Here is a 24,044-nt window from a genome sequence, read left to right as displayed (position 1 = left end):
CCATGCGCGCACACGCGGCCCGGCGGGCCGCCGCGTGGCGCGTCGCGGCGGCGCTGTGCGGCGCGTGCGGTGCGGTCGCGGCGCCGTCGTACACGTGCGCCGGCGCGCCGGCCGTGCATACGGTCGCCGTGCGGGAACCCGCGTCGCCGCAGGAAAGCGGCGACCCGCGGCGCTTCATGCACGGGATCGGCGTGGCCGACGCCGGCGACGGACGGCGCTGGGTGTTCTTCAGCAGCTCGGGCGTCGTGCCGCGCGGCGCGCTGCGCAACGGCAACTGGCCGCATGACGTGTACGTCGGCGAGTGGCGGGCGGGCAAGCCACGCCTGCTGCGCGTCCATACGTTCATCAGCCGTCCGGAAGCGCAGGAGCCCGTGTCGATCGCGCAGAACCCGCGCGGCGACATCTTCGTCACGTTCGAGGACGGCTGGAACACGCCGCAGGTGGTCAGCCAGCGGTACGGCGTCTATCGGCGCGACCTGAAGCCGGTCAAGCCCTACCCGAACGACGTCGAAGCGGGCGGCCATTCGGGGCACGTCGCCGCGGTTGGAGAACGCTTCGTCGTGTTCTATTCCGCTGACTGGATCGACGGCGGCGGCGTCGACAACCTCGGCACCGGCAACGGTGTCTACGTGAAAACCTACGATGCAGAAGGACACGCGCTGAACCATGTGCCGGTCGCCCCGCACCGCCGCGAGTGGTGGCCCGTGGTCGCGGGCTCGCCGCGCCGCGCGCTGCTGGTCTGGCAGAAATACATCGAAGGCAGCACCGCCGCGACGCTCGAATACGCGATGTTCGATCCGGTCACGGCGAAGCTCGACAAGCTCGGGGCGCTGAGCGACACGATCCAGTACTACGTGTATTCGTCGGCCTACGTGCCGGCGGTCGACCGCTTCGTCATCGTCACGACGACCGCGGACAATCGCGGCGTCGCGATGCTGATCGACGCGGACGGCCGGCACCTCGCCACGCTCGACTGCCTGCCGGCGTCGGTGCGCGAATCCGGGATCGGCGTCGACGGCACGCATGCGTATGTCCCGACCCGCGACGGGCGGCTGATGACGCTGGCGCTCTCGCCAACCGGCATGTCGGTGAGCGGCGTGCAGCGCTCGCCGGTTCCGTGGGGCGCGACCGGCATCGCCGGGTTCCCGGCACGCGACGGGACGATGCATTTCGTGTCGCTGACACCCTACGGGACGCGCGAAGCCGATTTCGACACGACGCGGGAAACGCCGTTGCCGAACGCCGACGCGCAGTGTTCGGCGCATTGACGTCGAGGCGCGCCGATCGGAACCGACGCGATTCACCCGTGCAGTTGCGCCGCTGCCCGAATCGCGCAGCGCGATCCTTCCGCACGCATCCGGCGGCCGGGTAGCCGGACACGCCGCTGGCCGGCCCGCTCCCGCGCCGAAGTCGCCAGCGCCGCCCGTACCGGATAGACTGTCGCCCGATTCCTTCCATCGACCGCGGCACTCGCCCTTCTGCCGCCGCCGGAACGCCCTTCCACGGAGAACGAATGCTGAAGCGCCAGTGGTTTTCGCTGTTGCTGATGACGGTGTGCCTGATCGCCACGCGCGCGTCCGCCCAGGGCTCGCTCGAGCTCGAGACCGACGGCACGCCGCGCGTCCTGACGCGCCAGGCGCTGCTCGCACGCGCCGACGCGACGGACATCCACGTGCCGCGCGACATCGCGTACGGCCGGCCGATGACGTTCCGTGCGGTGCCGTTCGCCGCCCTGCTCGGCGACACGCCGCTGCCGGCCGACGGCGTGCTCGAAACGCGCGCGGCCGACGGTTTCGCCGCGCAATTGCCGCTGGATCTCGCGCGCCGCCGTGCGCCCGCCGGCGCCGTCGCGTGGCTCGCGATCGAGGACCCTGCGCACCCATGGCCGAAGCTGCCGGGCAAGCAGGTCGGCGCGGGGCCGTTCTATCTCGTGTGGTTGGGACCGGAGGCGGCGTCGGTACGCGGCGAGCAGTGGCCGTATCAGATCGTGCGCATCACGGTCGAGTCGTCGCCGCTCGCGCGCTGGCCGTCGCTCGCCGTCGATCCTGCGCTGCCGGCCAACGATCCGGCCCGCGCGGGCCAGCGGCTGTTCGTCACGCAATGCCTCGCGTGCCATCGCCTCGACGGCGCGGGCAGCAGCCATGCCGGCCCCGACCTGAACGCACCGATGAATCCGGTCGACTACTTCCAGCCCGCCGCGCTGCGCCGCTACATCCGCAATCCGGCATCGGTGCGCGACTGGCCGGGCCGTGTGATGCCGGCGTTCCCGCGCGATCAGCTGAGCGACCCGGAACTCGACCAGATCGTCGCCTACCTCGCCTATATGGCCCGGCGCAAGGCCGGCAAGTAAGCCGCGCCGGTCAGGCGCCCGCTTCCTGCGCGCTTTGCAGCACCGCGCGCAGCAGCACGTCGGCGCCCGCCGTCGACCATTCCGGCGTGATCGCCTCGGCCTCGTTGTGGCTCAGCCCGTCGACGCAGGGCACGAAGATCATGCCGGTCGGCGCGACGCGCGCGACATAGCATGCGTCATGGCCCGCGCCGGACACGATGTCCATGTGCGACAGCCCGAGCGCCTGCGCCGCGTCGCGCACCGCGTCGATGCAGCGCGGCGCGAACGGCACGGGCGGATACGTGAAGATCTGCTCGATCCGCGCACCGAGGCCGGCGTCGGCGGCCACGCGCGCCAGTTCCGCGCGCAGCGCCGCATCGAGTTCGTCGAGCACCGCATCGTCGGGATGGCGGAACTCGACCGTGAAGAAACAGCCGCCCGGCACCGTGTTGCGCGAATTCGGCCGCGCCTCGATCATCCCGACCGTCGCGCGCGCATGCGGCGCATGACGACGGCCGAGCGCATCGACGAACTCGATCATCCGCGCGGCACCCACCAGCGTGTCGCGCCGGAATTCCATCGGCGTCGTGCCCGCGTGCGCGTCGACGCCCGTCAGCGTCACCTCGTACCAGCGCTGCCCCTGCCCGGCCGTCACGACGCCGATCGTCCTGCCTGCGCGCTCGAGAATCGCGCCCTGCTCGATATGCAGTTCGTATGCGGCATGGACCGGATAACCACCGACGGGCTCGGCGCCCGCGTAGCCGATCCGCGCGAGTTCCGCGCCGATCGTCTTGCCGGCACCGTCGATGCGCGACAGCCCGTATTCGAGCGGATAGACGCCCGAGAACACGCCGGCCGAGATCATCGCCGGCGCGAATCGCGAGCCTTCCTCGTTGGTCCAGATCACGACGTCGATCGGGCGCTCGGTCTCGATGCCCGCATCGTTCAGCGCGCGCACGACCTCGAGGCCGCCGAGCACGCCGTAGATGCCGTCGTAGCGGCCGCCCGTCGGCTGCGAATCGGCGTGCGAGCCCGTCATCACCGGCGCGGCGTCGGGATGGCGGCCCGCGCGGCGCGCGAACACGTTGCCCATTTGGTCGACGCGCACCGTGCAGCCGGCGTCGTGCGCCCACTGTACGAACAGGTCGCGCGACTCGCGGTCGAGGTCGGTCAGCGCCAGACGGCAGACGCCGCCCTTCGGCGTCGCGCCGATCTGCGCCATCCGTTCGAGCGACGCCCACAGCCGCGCGCCGTCGACGCGCGGTGCGCGCGCGAGGTCGTCACGCATGGCCGGCCTCCGGTGCGTCGTCGCGCGGCGTGACCTGCAGCGCATAGCGGAAATCGCAGCGCTTGCCGCCTTGCATGATCGTGCTCGTGCGCGTCAGCGCGATGCGCGGGTCGTAACCCTCGATGAAGTAGCTGTCGCGCGCGCAACTCAGCAGGTGGCCGATCTCGCCGAGCCCCATCGCGTGATACATCTCCGCATAGCTGCAGCGATGCACGTCGTAGTCGTAGTGCGCGTCGTCCGCGCGACGCACCTCGACGTCGAGCGCGTCGTCCTTCTCCCACAGCACCTGCAGCGCGATGAACGACTGCACGCTCGTGCCGTCGGGCTCCTGCGCGGCGAACGTGCGGCCCGCATCGACGGCCGCGCCGCGCACGGCTTCCGCGATCACGGCCTGCGCGCGCTCGGTGCCGAACTCGCGCTTCATGATCTCGTAGATCGGCTTGATGATTTCCGCTTCGATGCGGCGCCGCGCGAGGATGCCGAGGCGCGTGTCCTCGGGTGCCGCTGCGCAGGCATGAGTCGTGTCGGTCATGGGGATCGTCTCCGTCGTTATTTCGTTGCGGTGCGCGCGCCGCCGAGCACGTCGACGACGGTCCACTTGCCGCCGCGTACCTGGTAGATCGTGAACGCCGGGTCCTTCAGGTTGCCTTCCTGATCGAACGCGACCCGGCCGGTCACGCCGGACCGGTCGATCGCGCGCACGGCCGCGACCAGCTTCGCCGGCTGCGTCGTGCCGGCCTTCTGCGCGGCCGCGATCAGCGTGGCGGCCGCGTCGTACGCGAACGGCGCGTGCAGTTCGATCGGCGCGTGGAAGCGTGCGCGGTATTGCGTATCGAACGCCTTGCCGCCCGGCATCCGGTCGAGCGGCAGGCCCGGCTCGAGCGCCGTCACGCCGTCGCCGTCCTTGCCCGCGAGCGACAGGAAGGTCTGGCTCACGAAACCGCCGGCGCCGAGCAGCGGCGCGTTCACGCCGAGCTGGCGCATCCGTCGCTCGATCGGCGCGGCCTGCGCGTCGAGCCCGCCGAAGAACACGAGATCCGCGCGCTTGCCCTTGATCGCGGTCAGCACGCCGCTGAAGTCGGTCGTCCTGTCGTTCACGTACTGGCGATCGACGATCGTGCCGCCGTTCGCCTGCACGCCCTTGATGAACTGGTCGGCGAGCCCGGCGCCGAACGACGTGCGATCGTCGATCACCGCGATACGCTTCGCCTTCAGCGTCTTCACCGCATAGGCGCCGGTGAAGTTGCCGCCCGCATCGTCGTGACCCATGATCCGGAACGCCGTCGCGTAGCCCTGCTGCGTGTACGGGTGGCCGGTGGATGCTGGCGCGATCTGCGGGATGCCCGCATCGCGGTAGACGCGCGACGCCGGCACGCTGCAGCCCGTGTTCCAGTGACCGACGACGCCGATCACGTGCTGGTCGACCAGTTGCTGCGCGACCGCGACGGCCGTGCGCGGGTCGGATTGGTCGTCGGCCGCGACGAGCTTGTAGACGACCGGCTTGCCGCCGATGCTCGGATGCTTCGCGTTCGCGTCGTCGATCGCGAGCTGCGCGCCGTTCTGCAGGTCCTTGCCGATCCGCGCGGACGGGCCGGTGAGCGGCGCGGCGAGACCGATCAGGATCGTCTGCGGCGCGGATTGCGCAAAGGCGGGAACGGCAGCGATCAGCGTGGCTGTGGAGAATGCGAGGCTGGCGGGAAGAAAGGCGATTTTCATGGGCAGGGATCGGTGATTCGGCTCAAAACATGAAAAATATTAAAGATTCGTCACCTACACCCCAAATACTCAATTGTTGGATGCTTATGCCATTCCCGACACAATAACGTAATCACCTGTAAATACAGGATATTTTCGTGTTGTCGCTTACCCTGATTTTTCGATAAAATTCGATACATGAAAAATATCGAACAATTGCCGCATGATCCGCCGCTGCGCGCCGTCCGCGCGTTCGAGGCATTCGCGCGTCTCGGGTCGGTCACCGCGGCCGCGCACGAGCTCGACATCACGCCGTCCGCGGTCAGCCACCAGCTGCAACTGCTCGAAGCGTTCATCCAGACGCCGCTGACCGTGCGCGAAGGCCGGCTGCTCGCGCTCACCGACGAGGGGCGCGACTATTACCGCTCGATCAGCGCCGCGTTCTCGGTGCTGCGCAGCGCGACGCGCTTCGTGCGCGACCGGTCGTCGCTGCGGCAGATCACGATCAGCCTGATTCCGCTGCTCGGCATCGGCTGGTTCATACCGCGGCTGCACGCGTTCCTCGCCGACAACACCGACGTCGACGTGACCGTGCTGTATGCGCATCACCGCAACTATCGAAGCGACGCATCCGACCTGTCGATCCGCTTCGGCACCGGCGACTGGCCCGGCTACCGCTGCGAGCGGCTGCTGCCGGGCGCGATGGTGCCGATGTGCAGCCCGACGTTCCTGAAGCGCCACGGGCCGTTCCGCACGCCTGCCGATCTCGCGCGGGCGCCGCTCGTGCACGACGAGGATCGCAGCACCTGGGTCAACTGGCTGCAGGGCGCCGGCGTGCGGCACGTGTCGCATGCGGTGGGGCCGATGTTCGAGGATGGGCAACTGACGCTGAGCGCCGCGCGCGCGGACCTCGGCGCGGCGCTGTTGCGCGCGCCGCTGGTCGAGCGCGAACTGGCGAGCGGCGAACTCGTGAAGCTGTTCGACCACGCGCTCGACGACGGGCGCGACTACTACCTGTGCACGCGCGAGGATGCGGACATGCCGGACGGGGCGAGACGGCTCGCCGACTGGCTGAGGAAGATCGCCGCCTGAATGCCCGTTCCACCGCCTGCCGGCGGACCGCCACGGTTGCCGGGCAAGCCGGCGCCTTGCGGACGACCGCGCGTGTATATATGATATGCATATCATATATCGGAGGCTGCAATGAGCCGTATCCTGATCGATCTGTCGAATGGCCAGCTCGACGAACTGGCCGCCATCGTCGAGACTGAGCAACGCCCTCGCGCCGCGATCATTCGCGACGCGATCGACGCGTACATCGCGCAACACAAGCGAGCGCATGCCGATAACGTATTCGGCCTGTGGAAGGATCGCGCGGTCGACGGGCTCACCTATCAGGAGGCACTGCGTTCAGAATGGTAAAAGCACTCATCGACACCCCCGGCGCGGCCGCGCATTCGGGCCGCGCGCATTCGGGCCGCGCGCCTGCGGCCCACGCTTGCCTCGTGCCGCGCCGGCCGCCGCATGCCTGCACCGTGTTCGGTCTCTGGAAAGCCCGTGCGCTCGACGGGCTCGCCTATCAGGAGGCACTGCGCGCGGAATGGTAAAGGCACTCTTCGACACCAACATCCTGATCGACTATCTCGGCGGCGTGGAGTCCGCGCGCGCGGAGCTGGGCCGCTACGACTATCGGGCGATCAGCATCGTGACCTGGATGGAAGTCCTGGTCGGTGCAACGGCCGGCGACGATGCGGCGATCCGCGCATGGCTTTCGTCGTTCGACCTCATCCCGCTCGACAGCACGGTGGCCAATCACGCCGTAACGATTCGCAAGGAACGTCGCATTCGCCTGCCCGATGCGATCGTCTGGGCATCGGCGCAAGTGAACGGCCTGCTGCTCGTGTCGCGCAACACGAAGGATTTTCCGCTCACCGAGCCGGGCGTGCGGGCGCCCTATCGGATCTAGCGCGAGCGGAGTCCGTCATGCATGCCGGACGTCCGCGCATCGCGCCGTCGCCGCGCGTCACACTGGCCGCCCCCATCCGCGCTCGGCCGCATAGGCGAGCGTCGCGCGCGCCAGCTCCTGCGTGCTGTCGACCAGCGCGAACGGCGCATCGCGCAACGCACGCGCGGCGATCGGAATTTCCGTGCAGCCCATCACCGCGACGCCCACGTCGCGCCGCGCCAGCGTCGCGAGCGCGCGCGACAGGCACCGCACCGACGCATCGATCTTCCCCGCCTTGACGGCCGCGATGCACGCGGCGATATCGCGCTGCGCGGCCACGCCCGGCATCACCGGCTCGAACCCGCGCGCACGCAGCGCCGCCTGGTAGAAGCCCGATACCAGCGTGCCGCCGGTGGCGAGCACCGCGACGCGTCGCACGCCGGCCGGCAACGCGGCCACCGACGCATCGGCGATATGCAGGACCGGCACCGTGCTGCGTTCGCGCAGCGGCACATACCAGTGGTGCGCCGAGTTGCACGGGATCGCGATCACGTCGACGCCGCAGCGGTTCAGCAGCGCGACGCCATCGAGCAGCGCCGGCAGCGGATCGGCCCCGCCGTCGATGATCGCGCGCGAACGATCGGGCGTCTGCGTCAGGTTCGCGACGATCATCGGCAGGTGCTCCTGGTCGCAGCGTGCGCGCGTCAAGCGAATCACACGATGCATGAAGTCGACCGTGGCCAGCGGCCCCATTCCGCCCAATACGCCGACGAGTGCCATGATGCCTCCTTCACGCGCGCGGCGGCCGCGCGCAGATCGCGGATACGACGGCCGAGTTGCCGATCACCAGCAACAGCGTGCGCAATATCTCGCAGAGCGGATCGACCGCCACGAACAGTACGAACGCGGCCTCGAACGGCAGATGCAGCGCCGCGCACACCATTCCGGCGAGCGACACCGTCACGACGCCCGACGTGCCGGTCGACGCGAACCCCGCCAGCACCGACGCGACCAGCACGACGCACAGCTCGCCGGGGCCGAGCGACCGTTCGTAGAGTTGCGCGACGAACAGCGTCGCACTCGCGTAATAGGCCATCGGCCCGACGCGCAGCAGCGACACGGCGAGCGGCACGACCAGCTCGACGCGCGCGCGTGCAAAACCGAACCCGTCGGCCAGACACTCGATCATGCTCGGCATGCAGGCCACGCTGCTGCGCGTGGCGAGCGCCATCGCGAACGGCGTGCGCAACCCGGCGAGCGTCTCGCCCAGCGTCGCGCCCGAGCGCTTCCAGATCACGGCGATCGCCGCCGCGATCAGCATGAGGGCGACGACGACGAACGCCGCGACGAAGCGGACCATCGCCTCGAGCGGCCCGAACCCGGTCGTGCCGATCTGCGCGGCGCCGCCGCAGAACAGCACGACCGGCGTCGGATACGCGAGCCAGTGCATGATCTTCTGGCAGGTGAAATACACGGTCTCCAGCGTCTGGCTCAGCGCCGCCGAGATGCCCGTCGGCACGCGCCCCGACGCGAAGCCGAAGAACAGGGAGAACACCAGCGCCTTCAGCGTGTCGCCGCTCGCGAGCGCCGCGAAGAAGTTGCCGGGCACCAGCGCGATCAGCATGTCGGCGAGGCCCGACGACTTCTCCGCGGGATCGGTGCCATACAGCGTCATCACGGTGTCGCTCGCCGCGCCGTCGCTGCCGACCAGCGCGCCGAACGCCTTCAGCGTCGCGTTCGACAGGTGCTCGCCCGGACGCATCGCGACCAGCACGACCGCGCCGACCACCACGACGAACGCCGACACGCAGCAGAAGATCGCCATCACGCGCATCACGAGATCCGATGCGCTGCCGTCGCGCAGCAGCCGCTGCAGGCTGAAGATCACGGCGGCCGTCATGAACGGCAGCGCCGTCATCTTGAGCAGGCCGACGTACACCTGGCCGACGTAGTCGAACCGCGGCGCGGCCGCCGGCCACAGCACGCCCGCCACGATCCCGAGCGCGAGGCTGCCGAACACCGTCAACGGATGGATCGCGAGCGCGTGCAGCCGCTCGATGCGGGGCGTGATCCGGATGTTCTCGTTCATGTTCATGTCAGTGACCCATCGCATCGAGCAGGGATTTCACGTCGAGCCGCTTGTTGCGCTCGGCCAGGAACTGGTTGACGAACGCGAGCAGCGTCGGCGCGGACACCGGCACGCCGACGGCGAGCGCATCGGTCAGGTCGTCGAAGGTCGCGACGCGCAGCCGGATCGGCGCGGTCGGGTCGTCCTGCATCACGAGCTTGATCGCGAGCTCGTCGCGATACACGGCCGTGACCGCGCCGGCGTTCAGCGCGTCGAGCGTCGCCGGCCAGCTCGGATAGGTGCGCACCTGCGCGGCCGGGAAGTCGCTGCGCACGTATTCGGCGTAGGCCGAGCCCGCGACGACGCCGATCGTGCCGCGGTAGTCGCGCACGACTTCCGGCAGCGGCCGCCCTTTCGCGAGTTCCGCGAAGCTGACGCGGTTGATCAGCAGCGCGCGCCGCAGGCTGATGTATGGCGTGCTGAAGCGGATCACCTGCGCCCGCGGCAACGTGCGCGACAGCTTGCTGATCGCGACGTCGGCCTGCCCGGTCGCGAGCAGATGAACGACGTCGTCGAAAGTGCGCGCATCGCGGTCGAACTGCACGGCCACGCCGAGCTGCTTCGCGAGCGCCTCGGCAAGGTCGATGTCGGCGCCCGCCAACGCGCCGTTGCGCGACATGAAGAACGGCGGCTGATCGACGCCGAGCACCGCGACGACGAGCGTGCCGCGCGTGACGATGCGGGCGAACTCGGGCGCGAGCAGCCGGCCGTCGGGCATCGGCACGAGCCCGGTTGCCGTGGTGGCGGGCGCGGCCGCCGCGGCCGGCGCGGATGCATCAAGGGCCAGCGCCGGCGCGGCGCATGACACGGCAATGAATGCGCAGGCCGCGCCGCGTAAATGCCGACGCAGGCATGGGCGCTCGAGGAAGATGTCGCGGAACCACGCAAGCCGCGCGCGTGCGGCGCGTCCGGAAAAGAGGTTCATGGCGCATTGGCACGAAGAGTGTCGAACGACCGCGCAGCCGTTCGTGCAGAACGGACGCCGGGCCCTGGCGCGGAGCGCGTGGCCGTTGCTAGGCGCCGCCCTCTCCCGCACGCCCAATGTGTCAGAAACGCCTTCCTGCCGAAATCCGCCGGAAGACCCGGCCCGGACGGCACGGGCCGTCCGGACGGCCCGCCGCAACGGGGGCCGGAAGCAGATAGAAATTCCCGATGCCGCGGATTGAAACAAGCAATTTCACAAACTCAGGGTGAACCCGGATACTGGGAACACTTCATCAACACCACCGCAAAGGAACTCGCAAGATGCCGATCATCAACACCCAAATCAAACCGTTCAAGGCAACCGCATACCACAACGGCGAATTCGTGCCCGTGTCCGAAGAAAACTTCAAGGGCAAGTGGTCCGTCGTCGTGTTCTACCCGGCCGACTTCACGTTCGTCTGCCCGACCGAACTGGGCGACCTCGCCGACCGCTACGCGGAATTCCAGAAGCTGGGTGTCGAGATCTACGGTGTATCGACCGATACGCACTTCACGCACAAGGCATGGCACGACACGTCGGACACGATCGGCAAGATCAAGTACCCGATGATCGGCGACCCGACGCTCACGCTGTCGCGCAACTTCGACGTGCTGATCGAGGAAGAAGGGATGGCACTGCGCGGCACGTTCGTGATCAACCCGGAAGGCGAGATCAAGCTGTGCGAAATCCACGACAACGGCATCGGCCGCGACGCAGGCGAACTGCTGCGCAAGGTGCAGGCCGCGCAATACATCGCGGCGCACCCGGGTGAAGTGTGCCCGGCCAAGTGGACGCCGGGTGCGGAAACGCTGACCCCGTCGCTCGACCTGATCGGCAAGATCTGACGATCGCGCCGCGCGCCTCGCACGAGGCGCGCGAATCCCGCGATGCGGGCCGCCTCGTGCGGCCCGCGCCCTCCTCCGGCACGACGTGCCCGACCATAATTATCAATACGGAATCCGAAACGCCATGCTCGACGTCAATCTCAAGAATCAACTGAAAGCGTACCTCGAAAAGATCACGCGCCCGATCGAACTCGCCGCGTCGCTCGACGACAGCGCGAAGTCGCAGGAACTGCTTGCGCTGCTGAACGAGATTGCGTCGCTGACGTCGCGTGTGACCGTGACCGAACGCCGCGACGACGCCGAGCGCAAGCCGTCGTTCTCGATCGGCGAACCCGGCAAGCCGGCCGGCATCCGCTTCGCCGGCATCCCGATGGGCCATGAATTCACGTCGCTCGTACTCGCGCTGCTGCAGACGGGCGGCCATCCGATCAAGCTCGACGACGACGTGATCGAACAGATCCGCGCGCTCGACGGCGACTACGCGTTCGAGACGTACTTCTCGCTGTCGTGCCAGAACTGCCCGGAAGTCGTGCAGGCGCTGAACGTGATGTCGCTGATCAACCCGCGCATCCGCCACGTCGCGATCGACGGCGCGCTGTTCCAGAACGAAGTCGAAGCGCGCCAGATCATGGCCGTGCCGACGATGTTCCTGAACGGCGAATCGTTCGGCCAGGGCCGCAGCAGCGTGAAGGAAATCCTCGCGAAGCTCGACACGGGCGCCAGTGCCCGCGCCGCGAAGTCGCTCGAGAACAAGCCGGTGTTCGACACGCTGATCGTCGGCGGCGGCCCGGCCGGTGCGGCGGCCGCGATCTACTCGGCGCGCAAGGGCATCGCGACGGGCGTCGTCGCCGAGCGTTTCGGCGGCCAGGTGCTCGACACGATGGCAATCGAGAACTTCGTGTCGGTGCAGGAAACCGAAGGGCCGAAGTTCGCCGTCGCGCTCGAGCAGCACGTGAAGCAGTACGACGTCGACATCATGGACGTGCAGCGCGCCGACGCGCTGATTCCGGGCGACGTGCACCAGATCCGCCTCGCGAACGGCGCGGTGCTGAAGGCGAAGACGATCGTTCTCGCGACCGGCGCGCGCTGGCGCGAAATCAACGTGCCGGGCGAGCGCGAATACCGCAACCGCGGTGTCGCGTACTGCCCGCACTGCGACGGCCCGCTGTTCAAGGGCAAGCGCGTCGCGGTGGTCGGCGGCGGCAACTCGGGCGTCGAGGCCGCGATCGACCTGGCCGGCATCGTGAAGGCGGTCACGCTGATCGAATACGGCGCGCAACTGCGCGCGGACGAAGTGCTGCAGCGCAAGCTGCGCAGCCTGCCGAACGTGACGATCGTCACGCAGGCGCAGACGACCGAGCTGACCGGCGACGGCAGCAAGCTGAACGGGCTCGTCTACAAGGATCTGCGTTCGGGCGAAGCGCAGCGGATCGATCTCGAAGGCGTGTTCGTGCAGATCGGCCTCGTGCCGAACACCGAATGGCTGAAAGGCACGATCGAACTGTCGAAACACGGCGAGATCGTCGTCGATGCGCGCGGCGCGACGTCGGTGCCGGGCGTGTTTGCCGCCGGCGACGTGACGACGGTGCCGTTCAAGCAGATCGTGATCGCGGTCGGCGAAGGCGCGAAGGCATCGCTCGGCGCGTTCGATCACCTGATCCGGCAAGACGCGACGCCGGCTACGGCCGACGCGCCGCGGGCCGAAGAAGCGATCGCCGCGTAACGCGCGACGCACCGCACCGGTTCGTCTCTCTTGGCCCCGCATGCCCTGGTCGGCGTGCGGGGTCCTTTTTCATCCGGCGTCGAGCGACGCTGCGCACGCGCGGGGGCGCCTTGCTCACTGGGTCACGCCGGGGCCGGCGTTCGCCGGCGCGGTTGCCTTGATGCTGCTCGACTGCCTGACCAGCTGGTCGGTCATCGCGGCGCCCACCGCATTCGCACCCGCCGACGTGTGCTGGCGCTCGGCACTCGGCGTCGCCACGTATTGCGGCGGCGGCAGCGACGGATCGAGCTTCGCCGATTCACGCACGAGCGCGGCGGTTTCAGGCGTTTCGGATTTCATGACGGGTGTCGCCGCCGCGTGCCGCTCGAGTCCGTCGCGCTTGCGCGCCGCGCGATGCGTCGGCTGATCCGCCTGCTGACTCGGCCGGGTCGCCTGTGCAGCCTGGACCGGCGGTGTCGATTGCACCGGTTGAGCCGGTTGAGCCGGTTGAGCCGGTTGCGCCGCCTGTACCGGCGCCTGCACCGCTTGCGCGGGCTTGGCCTTGGCCGGGGTCGCATCCTCCGGCTCGACCGTCACGACGTGGACGGTCGGCGGCGGTGCGCTCGGTTTCGCCGGTGGCGTCTGTGCGGCGATGACCGGCGCGACGGCAGCGGATGCCGGCGCCGCGCTCGTACGCGCAGCAGCCGCGGCTGGCGGCGGTACGGCCGGTCGTTGCGGCACGGCCTCGTCCACATGCGCGGAAGGGACGGCAACGGGCGCCGGTGGCGCAATCGTGCCTTGTGCGGTATGGCCGTCGTTCGCCGCTGTCACGGCGGCAGCAGGTGCTGCGGAATCGCCGATGCCGGCCTCCGCGATCGCGCGGTGGTCCGCACGCAGGAGCATCACGTAGCCGGCGCCTGCCGCGGCAACCAGCAATCCGCCGGCGATCATCAATGTCTTACGGGTACTAGTCATGCTTGCTCACCGAACTTATCGACGTGAACAAGCCATCATACGCGTGCGTTCGTGCTTGATCCCGCACGAATACAATTGGTTGCATCGACGTCGACCCCAAGACCGTCGAGGCCGTACGACGCCGCGCCGCCCTATCGTCAGACGGTTCGACACCGTCTGCCTTCCGCCCGTCGGATGCAGAAGATCGCAATCGCGATCCCGCCGAACAGCGCCCACTTGGCGATGCGATATGCATCAGCAAGACACGGCGAGGACGCCGATCGACCCGCGCAAAAATGCCGAAAAGCCCGTGTGGACGGGCTTTTCGACGCAATCGGAACGTGCGCGCGACATCCGCCGACGCACGCGCATGCGGCGGCGATTATTCCGGAAACGGTAAATCAGTCTGTCCGTCCGCGCGCATGCCGAACGTGTTGAGCGTCATCGCCACGAGCGCGTAATAGCCGAGCAGCGCGACGAGGTTCACGACGGTCTCGTGGCCGAAACGCGCCTGCGCGCGCGCGAACGTCGCATCGCTCACGCGCCGCGTGTCGTACAGCTCGGTTGCGAACGCATGGATCAGCGCATCGTCGTCCGATTCGAACGCAGGCGTGACGCCACGCCGGATCGCGTCGGCCGTCGCGGCCGGCACGCCGGCATCGAGCGCGATAGGATGGTGGATGTGCCACTCGGCCTGCGAGCGCCAGCGCGCGGCGGTCACGAGAATCGCGAGCTCCGACAGCCGCAGCGACAGGCCCGTGCGATAGCGGCAGAACGCGCCGAGCCGCTGCGCGTGCTGCGCGAGTTCAGGGCTCGCGATCCAGCCGAGGAACGGCCCGTTCAGGTTGCCGCGCGGGCCGCTGAGGATTTCGGCGAGCACGGCCTTCTGCTCGTCGGTGGCCGATGCGGGATCGAAGGAAGGCAGTCTGTCTGTCATGGTGAGGATCGGGTGGGGTCGTGGTTCACGCGCCGGCCGATGCGAGCGCCGCATCGATCGCGCCGGACAACCGTTCGACGATCGTGTCGATCTGCTGCGCGGTGCAGACGAACGGCGGTGCGACCAGGATGTGATCGCCGTGCACGCCGTCGATCGTGCCGCCCATCGGATACACCATCAGGCCGCGCTGCATCGCCTCGCGCTTGACCGCCGCATGCAGCTTCCGCGCGGGATCGAACGTCGCCTTGCTGTCGCGGTCGCGCACGAGTTCGACGCCGACGAACAGCCCGCGGCCGCGCACGTCGCCGACATGCGGATGCGCACCGTAATGCGCGCGCAGCGCCGCACGCAGTTGCTCGCCGCGCGCCTTCACGTTGTCGAGCAGCCGCTCTTCGGCGATCACGCGCTGCACTTCGAGCGCGGCCGCGCAGGCGGTCGCGTGGCCGAGATACGTGTGGCCGTGCTGGAAAAAGCCCGAGCCGTCGACGATCGTCCGGTAGATGCGGTCGCTCACCAGCGTCGCGCCGATCGGCTGGTAACCCGCGCCGAGCCCTTTCGCGATCGTCAGCAGGTCGGGCGAGACTCCGTCTTCGTCGCATGCGAACAGGTAACCGGTGCGCCCCATCCCCGACATGATTTCATCAAGGATCAGCAGCACGCCGTACTTGTCGCACACCGCGCGGATCTTCTTCAGGTAGGTACGCACCGGCGGCACCGCGCCGGCCGTCGCGCCGACCACCGTTTCCGCGACGAACGCCGCGACGTTTTCCGCGCCGAGTTCGACGATCTTCTGCTCCAGCTCGTCAGCCAGGCGCTGCGCATACGCTTCGTCGGTTTCTCCCGCCTGCTGGTCGCGATACGCATAGCACGGGCTGACGTGGTGCGCTTCGATCAGCAGCGGCAGGAACGGCTCGCGCCGCCATGCGTTGCCGCCGATCGCAAGTGCGCCGAGCGTGTTGCCGTGATAGCTCTGGCGTCGTGCGATGAAATGGCGGCGCTGCAGTTCGCCCTTCTCGACGAAATACTGGCGCGCGAGCTTCAACGCGGCTTCGATCGCCTCGGACCCGCCCGACACGAAATACACGTGTTCGAGGCCGGCAGGCGCGGCCTCGACGAGCCGGTCGGCCAGTTCCTCGGCCACGTCGGTCGTGAAGAACGACGTATGCGCGTACGGCAGTTGCTGAACCTGCCGCTTGATCGCATCGATCACGCGCTGGTTGCTGTGGCCGAGACACGACACGGCCGCGCCGCCGCATGCGTCGATATAGCGTTTGCCGGTCGAATCGATGATCTCGATGCCGTCGCCTGCGACGGCGACGGGCAAGGTGGCGCGCGGAGCGCGATGAAAAACGGTCGTCATGCGTTGCCTCATGGATCAGGACGCGCCGGGCGCGGGCGCGGACGGCACGATGCGCGTCGCGAAGCGCTGCGTGCCGTGCTGGTGAATGGTGAAGTCGATCGCGGTGTCGCGAAGCGCGAACACGGCGGTCGCCAGCGTGTTTTCGTCGTCGGGGTCGGCCGGATCATCGCGACAGATCGGCAGCCCTTCCGGTGCGCGGTCGCCGAGCACGCGCAGCAGCGCGGCTTCGTCGATCGTATCGATACCCGGCGTCAGCGCATCGACGCGCCGCTGGCGATCGCCGGACGATTGCGTGACGATCTGCGCTTCCGCGTCGCACCCCGGATGCACGAGATGATTCGCGTGGCCGGTGAGATGCGCAACATCGACGACCGAACAGCGCGCGACGCTCGCCTCGATGCTCAGCAGCCGCGTATCGCCAGTCGCGCCGAGCGTGTGGTGAAAGCCGCTCGCGCGCGCATGCGTGCGCAGCACGTCGGCCGCTGCGTCGAGCGACGTCGCGTCGAGCACCGCACGCGCGAGAATCATCCGCGGCACGCCGGCCGCGGGCGTGCGAATCCGCAAGTTGTTGATCGCCTGCGCGATGCCCGCGCGGTTCGCGGCGAACGTATGCCCGGGAAGCGAGCCCGGGTAATAGAAGCTGATGAAACCCGGCTTGCCCGGCGGCTGCACGTCGACCAGCAGGCAGCGCTCGCGCAGGTACGGATCGCCGTCCTCGTTGTGCGCGATCCAGCGCGTGCCGTGGGCGTCACGCGCGGCGAGCGTCGTGCAGCCGTCCGGCGCGTTGTGGATCAGTTCGCCGCGGCAGTTCCACAGGAAGAGGTCCTCCGCCGGCCAGCCGACGCCTGCCGCGATCCCGTCCAGCTCCGCGACGAGATCGGGGTACGCGGCGAGCGCCGCCTGCCGCAGCGCGGCGACGAACGGATGGCCGCGCCAGCGGCGCACGGCCTGCCATGCGCTGCTCTGCTGCATGTACGGATCGAACACGGGGCGGGCAAGCTCGCCCAGGCGCACGCCGATGTCGAACGGCGTGCCGGCGATGACGGGGGTAAGGGAAAGCGGCATGTCGGGCAATTCGGTTTCGTTCAGGACACGTGTTTCAGGAATTCCTTCAGGCGCGGCGTCGGCGGCCGGTCGATCAGGTCGACCGGATGGCCGTCCTCGGCGATGCCGCCCTGATCCATGAACAGCAGCCGCGTGCCGACCCGCTTCGCGAAGCCGATCTCGTGCGTGACGACGATCATCGTCATCCCTTCGGTGGCGAGATCCTGCATCACTTTCAGCACTTCGTGGCGCAATTCCGGATCGAGCGCCGACGTCGGCTCGTCGAACAGCATCAGCCGCGGCCGGATCGCTAGCGCGCGTGCGATCGCGACGCGCTGCTGCTGGCCGCCCGACAGCTCCGACGGATAGTGATTCGCACGCGATTCGAGGCCGACCTTGTCGAGCAGCGCCATCGCCTGGTCGCGCGCGTCGGCGCGCGACGCACCGCGCACCTGGATCGGCCCGAACATCACGTTCTCGAGCGCGGTCATTTGCGGAAACAGGTTGAACTGCTGGAACACCATGCCCGCCTCGAGCCGGATGTTGCGGATCGTCGACGCGTTGCCGCGCACGCTCTGGCCGTCGACCAGCAGCTCGCCGCCGGTGATTTTCTCGAGCGCGTTGATACAGCGCAACATCGTCGACTTGCCCGAGCCCGACGGACCGATCACGACGACCACTTCGCCCGCGTCGATCTTCAGGTCGATGTGCTTCAGCACCGGCACATGGCCGAAGCTCTTCGACACGTTCTGGAATTCGATCATGCTCATAAGATGCGCATCCTCTTTTCGACGAGCCGAAGCGTCAGCGTCATCGCGCCGGTCAGCATCAGGTAGATGACAGCCACCGCGGTCCAGATCTCGACCGCCTGGAAATTGCCGGCAATGATTTCCTGCCCCTTGCGCGTCAGTTCGCCGACGCCGATCACGATGAACAGCGACGTGTCCTTGAGGCTCACGATGCACTGGTTGCCGAGCGGCGGAATCAGCCGCCGGAACGCGAGCGGCCCGACCACCTTCAGCAGCACGCGCGGCATCGACAGGCCCATCGCGAGCCCCGCTTCCGTCAGCCCCTTCGGGATCGACAGCAGCGCGCCGCGCACCACTTCCGCGAGATACGCGCCCGAATTCACCGTGATCGCGATGATCGCGGCCGTCAGGCCGTCGATGCGGATATGCGCGAGCAGCGGCAGCGCGAAGTACAGGAACATCACCTGCACGACGATCGGCGTGCCGCGGATCAGTTCAATATAAACCTGTGCGAGCACGTTCATCGCCTTCGGTCCGTATGCGCGGAACATGCCCGCGATCATCCCGACGACGAACCCGCCCGCCAGCCCGAAAAATGCGATGAACACCGTCAACCGGACCCCGTCCATCAGGTCCGGCAACGCCGCCCAGATCGCCGACCAATCGAAATTCACGTGTCGCTCCCCGTCCGATTCAAGACCGGCGCGGCCGGGTGGCCGCGCCGTGTTGTGCCGCCACGCTCACATCTTCGGCGGCTCGGCGCCGAACCACTTCTTGTAGATCTGCGCGTAGCGGCCGTCGGCCTTGATCTTCACGAGCGATGCATTGACCTTCGGCACGAGCGGGCTGCCCTTCGGGAAGCCGATCCCGTACCTGTCGCCGCTGACCGGCTGGCCCGCGACCTTCACCTTGCCCTTGCCTTCGTTGTTCACGAAGAACAGCACGTTAGGCGTGTCGTGCATCGCCGCGTCGACGCGGCCGGCCTCGAGCGCGAGGTACGCCTGGTCGATGTTCGGGAACTGGCGGATCTCCTTCGGCTTCAGGTGCGCCTTGATCCAGTCGATCGTCGCGGTGCCCGTCTTCGCGGCGATCACCTTGCCGTTCAGGTCGTCGATCGACTTGATCGACGTGTTGCCGACCTGCACCATCGCCGCGAGCCCGCTGTCGTAGTACGGCGCGGAGAAGTCGATCGCCTTCTTCCGTTCTTCCTTGATGGTCATCCCCGACAGCGCGACGTCGATGTTCTGCGTCTGCAGCGCCGGAATCAGGCCCGCGAAATCCATCGGCTGGATCGTGTACTTCCAGCCCTGGTCCTTCGCGATCTCCGCCCACAGGTCGAGATCGAAGCCGACGTACTTGTCGCCCTGCTTGAACTCGAACGGCATGAACGACGTATCGGTCCCGACGACGAGCGTCCTGGTATCCGCGTGCGCGATGCTGGCGCCGAGCGCGGCGACCACCGCGACGGCTTTCAGGAAGGAACGGCGACTCATGACTTTTCTCCGCATGATTGAGCGATGTAACCGGCCGGGTGGCCGGGGAACGACGACATCAAGCCGCACCGCAACATGCGATGTTGAATTAGACCGTAGTGCAACAAGTGTTGTCAACACGGATACTACGACAACAAAAAAAATACTCAACGGGAAAATGATCGAGACAAACCCGAGCCCGGCGGGCGGGATAGATCAGAGGAAAGGGACGCGCGGGGCGGGTGCGGGGGGAACGGCGGCGGAGGCGTCCGGGGGCACGGCGGCGCTTGAAGTCGGGGACGGTGTGGTGCGCGCGACCCGCCGTTGCGGCGGGCCGGTGTGTTGCCGCGGCGATCCGCGCGCCCGCATCGAAAGCCGGCGCGCGTGTCGGCAGTTCGTTACCTCGTCACGGCACCGCGAAGAACAGCGCGACGACGCAGACCATTCCCGCGAACCACACGAGCGAGCGCAGCGACGCCCAGTTCAGCAGGTACATCAGCGCGTAGACGACGCGAGTCGCAACGAACCCCATCGCAAGCTGGTCGACGTGGTGCGCGTTCGCGCCGTTGTGCCATGCGACGACCAATGCGGCCGTAAACAGTGCCAGCGCTTCCCACGCATTCTGGTGCGCGGCCTGCGCCCGCGCGCGCCAGCCTTCGAGCTTCGCCAGGTACTCGCGCGGCGTGCGGTTGTCGTACCCCTTGCGGGCCTTGGCCAGGAACGTCATCGGGAATGGCAACAGCGCCACGATGAACAGGCACAGCTGGGACGTCGTCGTCATCAAAGTCTCCTCCTTTATGATTACATTGATCAATGACAGGGTCGCGCAGAGCTTAGCATTGCGCCGCGCGGTTCGCGCGCCGGTTTTCTAGACGGGAGGCTCGGCAACGCAGGCTGCCGGAGGCACTGCCGGCATGGGTCCAGCACCAAAAATTCCACCAAATCGCCGACAAATACGTTAATTAAAACTGGTCGAACACCAATAAGATAGCGCTCAACACTGGCTTGGCGCGATGCCGCGCCAACCTGCCGACCCGCGCCGCACCGCCGCGCGCGCCGAACGACTTTCGACCCGAGCCCGCCCATGCCCCGTCCCATCGTCGCCCATATCCGTCCCGACGCCGTCCGCCACAACCTCGACTTCATCCGCCGCACCGCCGCGCAATCGCGCGTGTGGGCCGTGATCAAGGCCAACGCATACGGTCACGGGATCGAGCGGATCTATCCCGGCCTCGCGGCCGCCGACGGCATCGCGCTGCTCGATCTCGACGAAGCCGTGCGCGTGCGCGAGCTCGGCTGGGACAAGCCGGTGCTGCTGCTCGAAGGAATCTTCGAGCCGGCCGACGTCGAACTGGCCGATCGCCACCGGCTGACGGTGGCCGTGCATTGCGACGCGCAGCTCGACCTGCTGATCGCCGCGAAGCCGCGGCAGCCGATCGATATCCAGCTGAAGATGAACTCCGGGATGAACCGGCTCGGCTACCGGCCGCACGCATTCCGCGCCGCGTGGGAACGTGCGGCGGCCGCGCCGTCGATCGGCACGATCACGCTGATGATGCATTTCGCGAATGCGGACGAAGGCGAAGTCGACTGGCAGCTCGAACAGTTCGATGCGGCCACGGCCGGGATTCCGGGCGAGCGCTCGACGTCGAACTCGGCGGCCGTGCTGTGGCATCCGCGCGCGCATCGCGACTGGGTGCGGCCCGGCACGATCCTGTACGGCGCGTCGCCGACGGGCGCATCGCGGCACATCGCCGACACGCCGCTGATGGCCGCGATGACGCTGACCAGCAGGATCATCGGCGTGCAGACGCTCGCGCCGGAAGAAACCGTCGGTTACGGGCGGCGCTTCACGGCCGACCAGCCGATGCGGATCGGCGTCGTCGCGTGCGGCTACGCGGACGGCTATCCGCGCCACGCACCGACCGGCACGCCGATCGCGGTGGACGGCGTGATGACGCGCGTCGTCGGCCGCGTGTCGATGGACATGCTGACCGTCGACCTGACGCCGTGCCCGAACGCGGGCATCGGTTCGAGCGTCGAGCTGTGGGGCGATCAGGTGAAGGTCGACGACGTCGCGGAAGCCAGCGGCACGATCGGCTACGAGCTGATGTGCGCGCTCGCGCGCCGCGTGCCGGTCGTGATCGTGCCGCCCGGTGCGTCGACGGTGCAGCCGGCGCTGCGCACGGGCAGCTACGGGCGATAGGCGATAACGGAGGTCATGGATGCGGCGGCACGATCGCGTGCCGCTGCGCATCCGGATCCGCTTGCGGGCCGCTTTGCAAGCGGCTCGTTTGCTTGTGCGGCGTATGAAAACGCAGGTGTCGCCGATGAGAACGTCCTGCCGCCCCGCCGCTGCGCGACGCGCTACGACCGCCACGTCGGCTTGCGCTTCTCCAGGAACGCATCGATCCCCTCGCCGGCGTCTTCTTCCATCATGTTGCGCGCCATCACGTCGCCCGCATACGCATACGCGTCGTCGAGCGGCAGTTCGCGCTGATGGTAGAACATCTGCTTGCCGTGGCGCACCGCCGCCGGGCTCTTCGCAACGATCTCCACGACCTTGCGCGCGACGGCCGCATCGAGCGCATCCTCGGGCACCGCTTCGTTGACGAGCCCCCACGCGGCGGCCGTCGCCGCATCGACGAAACGCCCGGTGACGAGCATGTCGAACGCGCGCTTCGCCGACACGTTGCGGCTCAGCGCGACGGCCGGCGTCGAACAGAACAGCCCGACGTTGATGCCCGACACGGCGAAGCGCGCGGTGTCGGCCGCGATGGCGAGGTCGCACGCGGCGACGAGCTGGCAGCCGGCCGCCGTCGCGACTCCTTGCACGCGCGCGATCACCGGCACCGGCAATGCGTGCATCGCGAGCATCACGCGGCTGCATTGCGCGAACAGCGTGCGGTAGTAATCGAGTTCGGGCTTGCCGCGCATCTGCCGCAGGTCGTGGCCCGCGCAGAACGCCTTGCCCTGCGCGGCCAGCACGACGCAGCGCACGTGCGGATCGGCGGCCAGCGAATCGAACGCGTCCTGCAGGCTCGCCAGCATCGCCTCCGACAACGCGTTGAACTGTTGCGGCCGGTTCAGCCGCAGCGTGACGACGCCGTCGCGCACGTCGCGCAGCAGGATGGGTTCTGCCGAAGCGGAATTCGAGTCCATGACGTCCCCAATTCGAGAGCGATCGTGATGCGATAACACATCAATATAGTCCAAAGGGGCAGTCCATGGATGCCGGTGCCTGCACCGGGCCGGCCGCGCGGTCAGCCCGCGAGCTTCTTCAGCGCGTCGAGCACCGCGTCGCCCTTGAACGGCTTCACGATCCAGCCCTTCACGCCGGCGGCCTTGCCGCGCTCCTTCATCGCCGGGCTGCTCTCGGTCGTCAGCATCACGACGTTGACCGACGTGTTCGCCAGTTCGCCGCGAATCTTCTCGACCATCGTCAGGCCGTCCATGTTCGGCATGTTCACGTCGCTGATCACGAGGCGCACGCCGGGCGTCGCCTTGAGCTTCGCGAGCCCGTCCTTGCCGTCCACCGCCGTCGCCACGTCGAGCCCGTGATTGCGCAGGAAACCCGCGACTTCATTGCGCACCGTGCCCGAATCGTCGACCACCAGAATCTTTGCCATGCCGTATTCCCCTTTCGTTGTTGCTGACTTCAACCTTCAAAACAGTTCGAGCTCGCCCGATTCGACCATCGGCCCCACGTCCTGCACCGATTCGCGGAAATCCTCCGGCGACCAGCTCAGGCTGAACACGAATCGCTGGTCGAGCCGCACCGACCGCCCCGATGCGGGGTCGGTCATCCGGTACTTGAAACAGAGCTGCGGACAGTCGCCGCCGAACGAAATGAACTTCTGCTTGTGATTGACGACGAGCGGCACCTGCACCGGATGACGCGCGAGCGCCTCCGCGTCGCCGAGATAGCGGTTCTTGAACGCGCCCCACACGAGGTTGGTCAGCTCGCCGAGCACGCTGTTCACGTCGCGGAAATCGGGTGCGCGGCCGTCGTCGCGCGTGCCGCCGATCATGTCGAGCAGCGGCTGCTCGCTCGTCTGCAGCAGCATGTAGCCGCGGCACCATGCGCTTTCCAGCGCGATCAGGCTGAACACCTCGCCGAAGATGATCTGGTCGCGGACGATGCACGGCGTGTCGCGCTCGATCGTCATGCCCGGAAACAGGCTGTCGAGCCGCGCCTCGGTGATCTCCGCGATGCCGCGCACCAGCGCGTTCGGGTAGTCGCGGCCGAACAGGTATTCGTCGATCGCGCGCTTGAGCGGCGTCAGGTCGTCGGCGGCGTAGGCCGCGCACGCGACGCGCGCGAGCGCATCGGGCAGCCCGTCGCGCGACGCGTCCGACGCGCGGCGCAGGATGATCGGCAGCTCCGGCCGCAGCGCATCGATCTGCGTCGCGATGATCGCGCTCTCGGCCGGCGAGCCGCCGTAGTCCTCGGCGAGCAGGATCGCGCCGAGATCGATGTTCGAGCGCAGCACCTTCAGCAGCCGGTTGCGCCGCACGGTCAGGCCGACCAGATTGTGCTCGTCGCAGAAGCGCTTGATCGTCGCGGCATGCGCACGGCTGTCGTCGAGCACGAGCACCTTGCTGACGGGTTGGTCTACGGTCATCTCGGGA

26 protein-coding genes are annotated in these 24,044 nt (G+C 68.0%); 9 read left to right on the top strand and 17 right to left on the bottom strand.

All coding sequences use genetic code 11. From position 1 onward, the window contains the following. Window positions 1-2: 2 nt before the first annotated feature. On the top strand, window positions 3-1,268 hold the full coding sequence (locus tag DIE21_RS29115) for a hypothetical protein (RefSeq protein WP_260426664.1): 1,266 nt from the start codon (window positions 3-5) through the stop codon (window positions 1,266-1,268). Between the two features lie 245 nt (window positions 1,269-1,513). Next, window positions 1,514-2,350, top strand: a complete 837-nt coding sequence (locus DIE21_RS29110; RefSeq protein ID WP_124500912.1) for a cytochrome c — start codon at window positions 1,514-1,516, stop codon at window positions 2,348-2,350. Window positions 2,351-2,360: 10 nt separating this feature from the next. On the opposite strand, the gene DIE21_RS29105 is transcribed toward DIE21_RS29110, so the two are convergent. Genes DIE21_RS29105 through DIE21_RS29095 form a run of 3 tightly spaced genes read right to left on the bottom strand, consistent with a single transcriptional unit; the run spans window position 2,361 to window position 5,333 of the window. Continuing rightward, the gene (locus DIE21_RS29105) at window positions 2,361-3,617 is read right to left on the bottom strand and encodes a Zn-dependent hydrolase (RefSeq protein ID WP_124500911.1); all 1,257 of its coding nucleotides are present in this window, start codon (window positions 3,615-3,617) and stop codon (window positions 2,361-2,363) included. Next, window positions 3,610-4,149 carry an L-2-amino-thiazoline-4-carboxylic acid hydrolase gene (locus DIE21_RS29100; protein ID WP_124500910.1) on the bottom strand — a complete coding sequence of 180 codons (540 nt, stop codon included), beginning with the start codon at window positions 4,147-4,149 and terminating at the stop codon, window positions 3,610-3,612. The genes DIE21_RS29105 and DIE21_RS29100 overlap by 8 nt, the downstream gene beginning before the upstream one ends. Window positions 4,150-4,166: 17 nt before the next feature. Continuing rightward, on the bottom strand, window positions 4,167-5,333 hold the full coding sequence (locus tag DIE21_RS29095) for a branched-chain amino acid ABC transporter substrate-binding protein (RefSeq protein WP_124500909.1): 1,167 nt from the start codon (window positions 5,331-5,333) through the stop codon (window positions 4,167-4,169). Between the two features lie 177 nt (window positions 5,334-5,510). Here DIE21_RS29095 and DIE21_RS29090 point away from each other — a divergent pair, with 177 nt between their 5' ends. From DIE21_RS29090 to DIE21_RS29075, 4 genes are all read left to right on the top strand, one after another. Further along, window positions 5,511-6,404, top strand: coding sequence for a LysR substrate-binding domain-containing protein (locus DIE21_RS29090; RefSeq protein ID WP_124500908.1), 894 nt, complete (start codon window positions 5,511-5,513; stop codon window positions 6,402-6,404). A 111-nt stretch (window positions 6,405-6,515) separates the two neighbouring features. Then, complete coding sequence (locus tag DIE21_RS29085; RefSeq protein ID WP_057923781.1) at window positions 6,516-6,734, top strand: ribbon-helix-helix protein, CopG family; 219 nt, start codon at window positions 6,516-6,518, stop codon at window positions 6,732-6,734. Beyond that, the gene (locus tag DIE21_RS29080; protein WP_124500907.1) at window positions 6,728-6,919 is read left to right on the top strand and encodes a hypothetical protein; all 192 of its coding nucleotides are present in this window, start codon (window positions 6,728-6,730) and stop codon (window positions 6,917-6,919) included. The genes DIE21_RS29085 and DIE21_RS29080 overlap by 7 nt, the downstream gene beginning before the upstream one ends. Beyond that, window positions 6,913-7,278 carry a type II toxin-antitoxin system VapC family toxin gene (locus DIE21_RS29075; RefSeq protein WP_124500906.1) on the top strand — a complete coding sequence of 122 codons (366 nt, stop codon included), beginning with the start codon at window positions 6,913-6,915 and terminating at the stop codon, window positions 7,276-7,278. Before DIE21_RS29080 ends, DIE21_RS29075 begins: the two co-directional genes overlap by 7 nt. A 57-nt stretch (window positions 7,279-7,335) precedes the next feature. On the opposite strand, the gene DIE21_RS29070 is transcribed toward DIE21_RS29075, so the two are convergent. Genes DIE21_RS29070 through DIE21_RS29060 form a run of 3 tightly spaced genes read right to left on the bottom strand, consistent with a single transcriptional unit; the run spans window position 7,336 to window position 10,310 of the window. Beyond that, window positions 7,336-8,037: an aspartate/glutamate racemase family protein gene (locus tag DIE21_RS29070; RefSeq protein WP_124500905.1), complete on the bottom strand. Its 702-nt coding sequence runs from the start codon at window positions 8,035-8,037 to the stop codon at window positions 7,336-7,338. A 10-nt stretch (window positions 8,038-8,047) separates the two neighbouring features. After that, window positions 8,048-9,352 carry a dicarboxylate/amino acid:cation symporter gene (locus tag DIE21_RS29065; RefSeq protein WP_124500904.1) on the bottom strand — a complete coding sequence of 435 codons (1,305 nt, stop codon included), beginning with the start codon at window positions 9,350-9,352 and terminating at the stop codon, window positions 8,048-8,050. 1 nt (window position 9,353) lies between these two features. Further along, window positions 9,354-10,310, bottom strand: coding sequence for an ABC transporter substrate-binding protein (locus DIE21_RS29060; RefSeq protein ID WP_124500903.1), 957 nt, complete (start codon window positions 10,308-10,310; stop codon window positions 9,354-9,356). A 320-nt stretch (window positions 10,311-10,630) separates the two neighbouring features. Here DIE21_RS29060 and ahpC point away from each other — a divergent pair, with 320 nt between their 5' ends. Both ahpC and ahpF read left to right on the top strand, forming a co-directional pair. Next, window positions 10,631-11,194, top strand: a complete 564-nt coding sequence (gene ahpC / locus DIE21_RS29055) for an alkyl hydroperoxide reductase subunit C (protein ID WP_034179823.1) — start codon at window positions 10,631-10,633, stop codon at window positions 11,192-11,194. A 124-nt stretch (window positions 11,195-11,318) separates the two neighbouring features. After that, complete coding sequence (gene ahpF / locus DIE21_RS29050; RefSeq protein ID WP_124500902.1) at window positions 11,319-12,917, top strand: alkyl hydroperoxide reductase subunit F; 1,599 nt, start codon at window positions 11,319-11,321, stop codon at window positions 12,915-12,917. A 114-nt stretch (window positions 12,918-13,031) separates the two neighbouring features. Here the strand turns inward: ahpF and DIE21_RS29045 are convergent, their stop codons facing one another. The 8 genes from DIE21_RS29045 to DIE21_RS29010 all read right to left on the bottom strand — a co-directional run bounded on the left by DIE21_RS29045 (window position 13,032) and on the right by DIE21_RS29010 (window position 20,193). Then, the gene (locus tag DIE21_RS29045; protein WP_124500901.1) at window positions 13,032-13,871 is read right to left on the bottom strand and encodes an extensin; all 840 of its coding nucleotides are present in this window, start codon (window positions 13,869-13,871) and stop codon (window positions 13,032-13,034) included. 361 nt (window positions 13,872-14,232) lie between these two features. Beyond that, window positions 14,233-14,787, bottom strand: coding sequence for a carboxymuconolactone decarboxylase family protein (locus tag DIE21_RS29040; protein WP_124500900.1), 555 nt, complete (start codon window positions 14,785-14,787; stop codon window positions 14,233-14,235). Window positions 14,788-14,812: 25 nt separating this feature from the next. After that, entirely contained in the window at window positions 14,813-16,147 is a 1,335-nt protein-coding gene (locus tag DIE21_RS29035) for an aspartate aminotransferase family protein (RefSeq protein ID WP_124500899.1), read from the bottom strand. A gap of 15 nt (window positions 16,148-16,162) precedes the next feature. Beyond that, on the bottom strand, window positions 16,163-17,212 hold the full coding sequence (locus DIE21_RS29030) for a C45 family peptidase (RefSeq protein ID WP_124500898.1): 1,050 nt from the start codon (window positions 17,210-17,212) through the stop codon (window positions 16,163-16,165). 20 nt (window positions 17,213-17,232) lie between these two features. After that, the gene (glnQ, locus tag DIE21_RS29025; RefSeq protein ID WP_014899691.1) at window positions 17,233-17,961 is read right to left on the bottom strand and encodes a glutamine ABC transporter ATP-binding protein GlnQ; all 729 of its coding nucleotides are present in this window, start codon (window positions 17,959-17,961) and stop codon (window positions 17,233-17,235) included. After that, on the bottom strand, window positions 17,958-18,614 hold the full coding sequence (glnP, locus tag DIE21_RS29020) for a glutamine ABC transporter permease GlnP (RefSeq protein ID WP_059507216.1): 657 nt from the start codon (window positions 18,612-18,614) through the stop codon (window positions 17,958-17,960). Before glnP ends, glnQ begins: the two co-directional genes overlap by 4 nt. Before the next feature lie 66 nt (window positions 18,615-18,680). Then, complete coding sequence (gene glnH, locus DIE21_RS29015) at window positions 18,681-19,433, bottom strand: glutamine ABC transporter substrate-binding protein GlnH (RefSeq protein WP_124500897.1); 753 nt, start codon at window positions 19,431-19,433, stop codon at window positions 18,681-18,683. 385 nt (window positions 19,434-19,818) lie between these two features. Further along, window positions 19,819-20,193, bottom strand: coding sequence for an MAPEG family protein (locus DIE21_RS29010; protein WP_124500896.1), 375 nt, complete (start codon window positions 20,191-20,193; stop codon window positions 19,819-19,821). Between the two features lie 303 nt (window positions 20,194-20,496). Here DIE21_RS29010 and alr point away from each other — a divergent pair, with 303 nt between their 5' ends. After that, window positions 20,497-21,618 carry an alanine racemase gene (gene alr, locus DIE21_RS29000; protein WP_124500894.1) on the top strand — a complete coding sequence of 374 codons (1,122 nt, stop codon included), beginning with the start codon at window positions 20,497-20,499 and terminating at the stop codon, window positions 21,616-21,618. Window positions 21,619-21,779: 161 nt separating this feature from the next. Here the strand turns inward: alr and DIE21_RS28995 are convergent, their stop codons facing one another. The 3 genes from DIE21_RS28995 to DIE21_RS28985 form a co-directional block, all read right to left on the bottom strand. Continuing rightward, a complete protein-coding gene (locus DIE21_RS28995; protein WP_124500893.1) occupies window positions 21,780-22,574 on the bottom strand; it encodes an enoyl-CoA hydratase in 795 nt (264 codons plus the stop codon). A 101-nt stretch (window positions 22,575-22,675) separates the two neighbouring features. Then, window positions 22,676-23,041 carry a response regulator gene (locus tag DIE21_RS28990; protein WP_124500892.1) on the bottom strand — a complete coding sequence of 122 codons (366 nt, stop codon included), beginning with the start codon at window positions 23,039-23,041 and terminating at the stop codon, window positions 22,676-22,678. Window positions 23,042-23,077: 36 nt separating this feature from the next. Further along, the gene (locus DIE21_RS28985; protein ID WP_124500891.1) at window positions 23,078-24,037 is read right to left on the bottom strand and encodes a chemotaxis protein CheX; all 960 of its coding nucleotides are present in this window, start codon (window positions 24,035-24,037) and stop codon (window positions 23,078-23,080) included. Window positions 24,038-24,044: the final 7 nt, after the last annotated feature.

This window comes from Burkholderia sp. Bp9140 (assembly GCF_003853425.1).
Lineage (GTDB): Bacteria > Pseudomonadota > Gammaproteobacteria > Burkholderiales > Burkholderiaceae > Burkholderia.
This window is presented reverse-complemented; position numbering and strand designations above follow the sequence as displayed.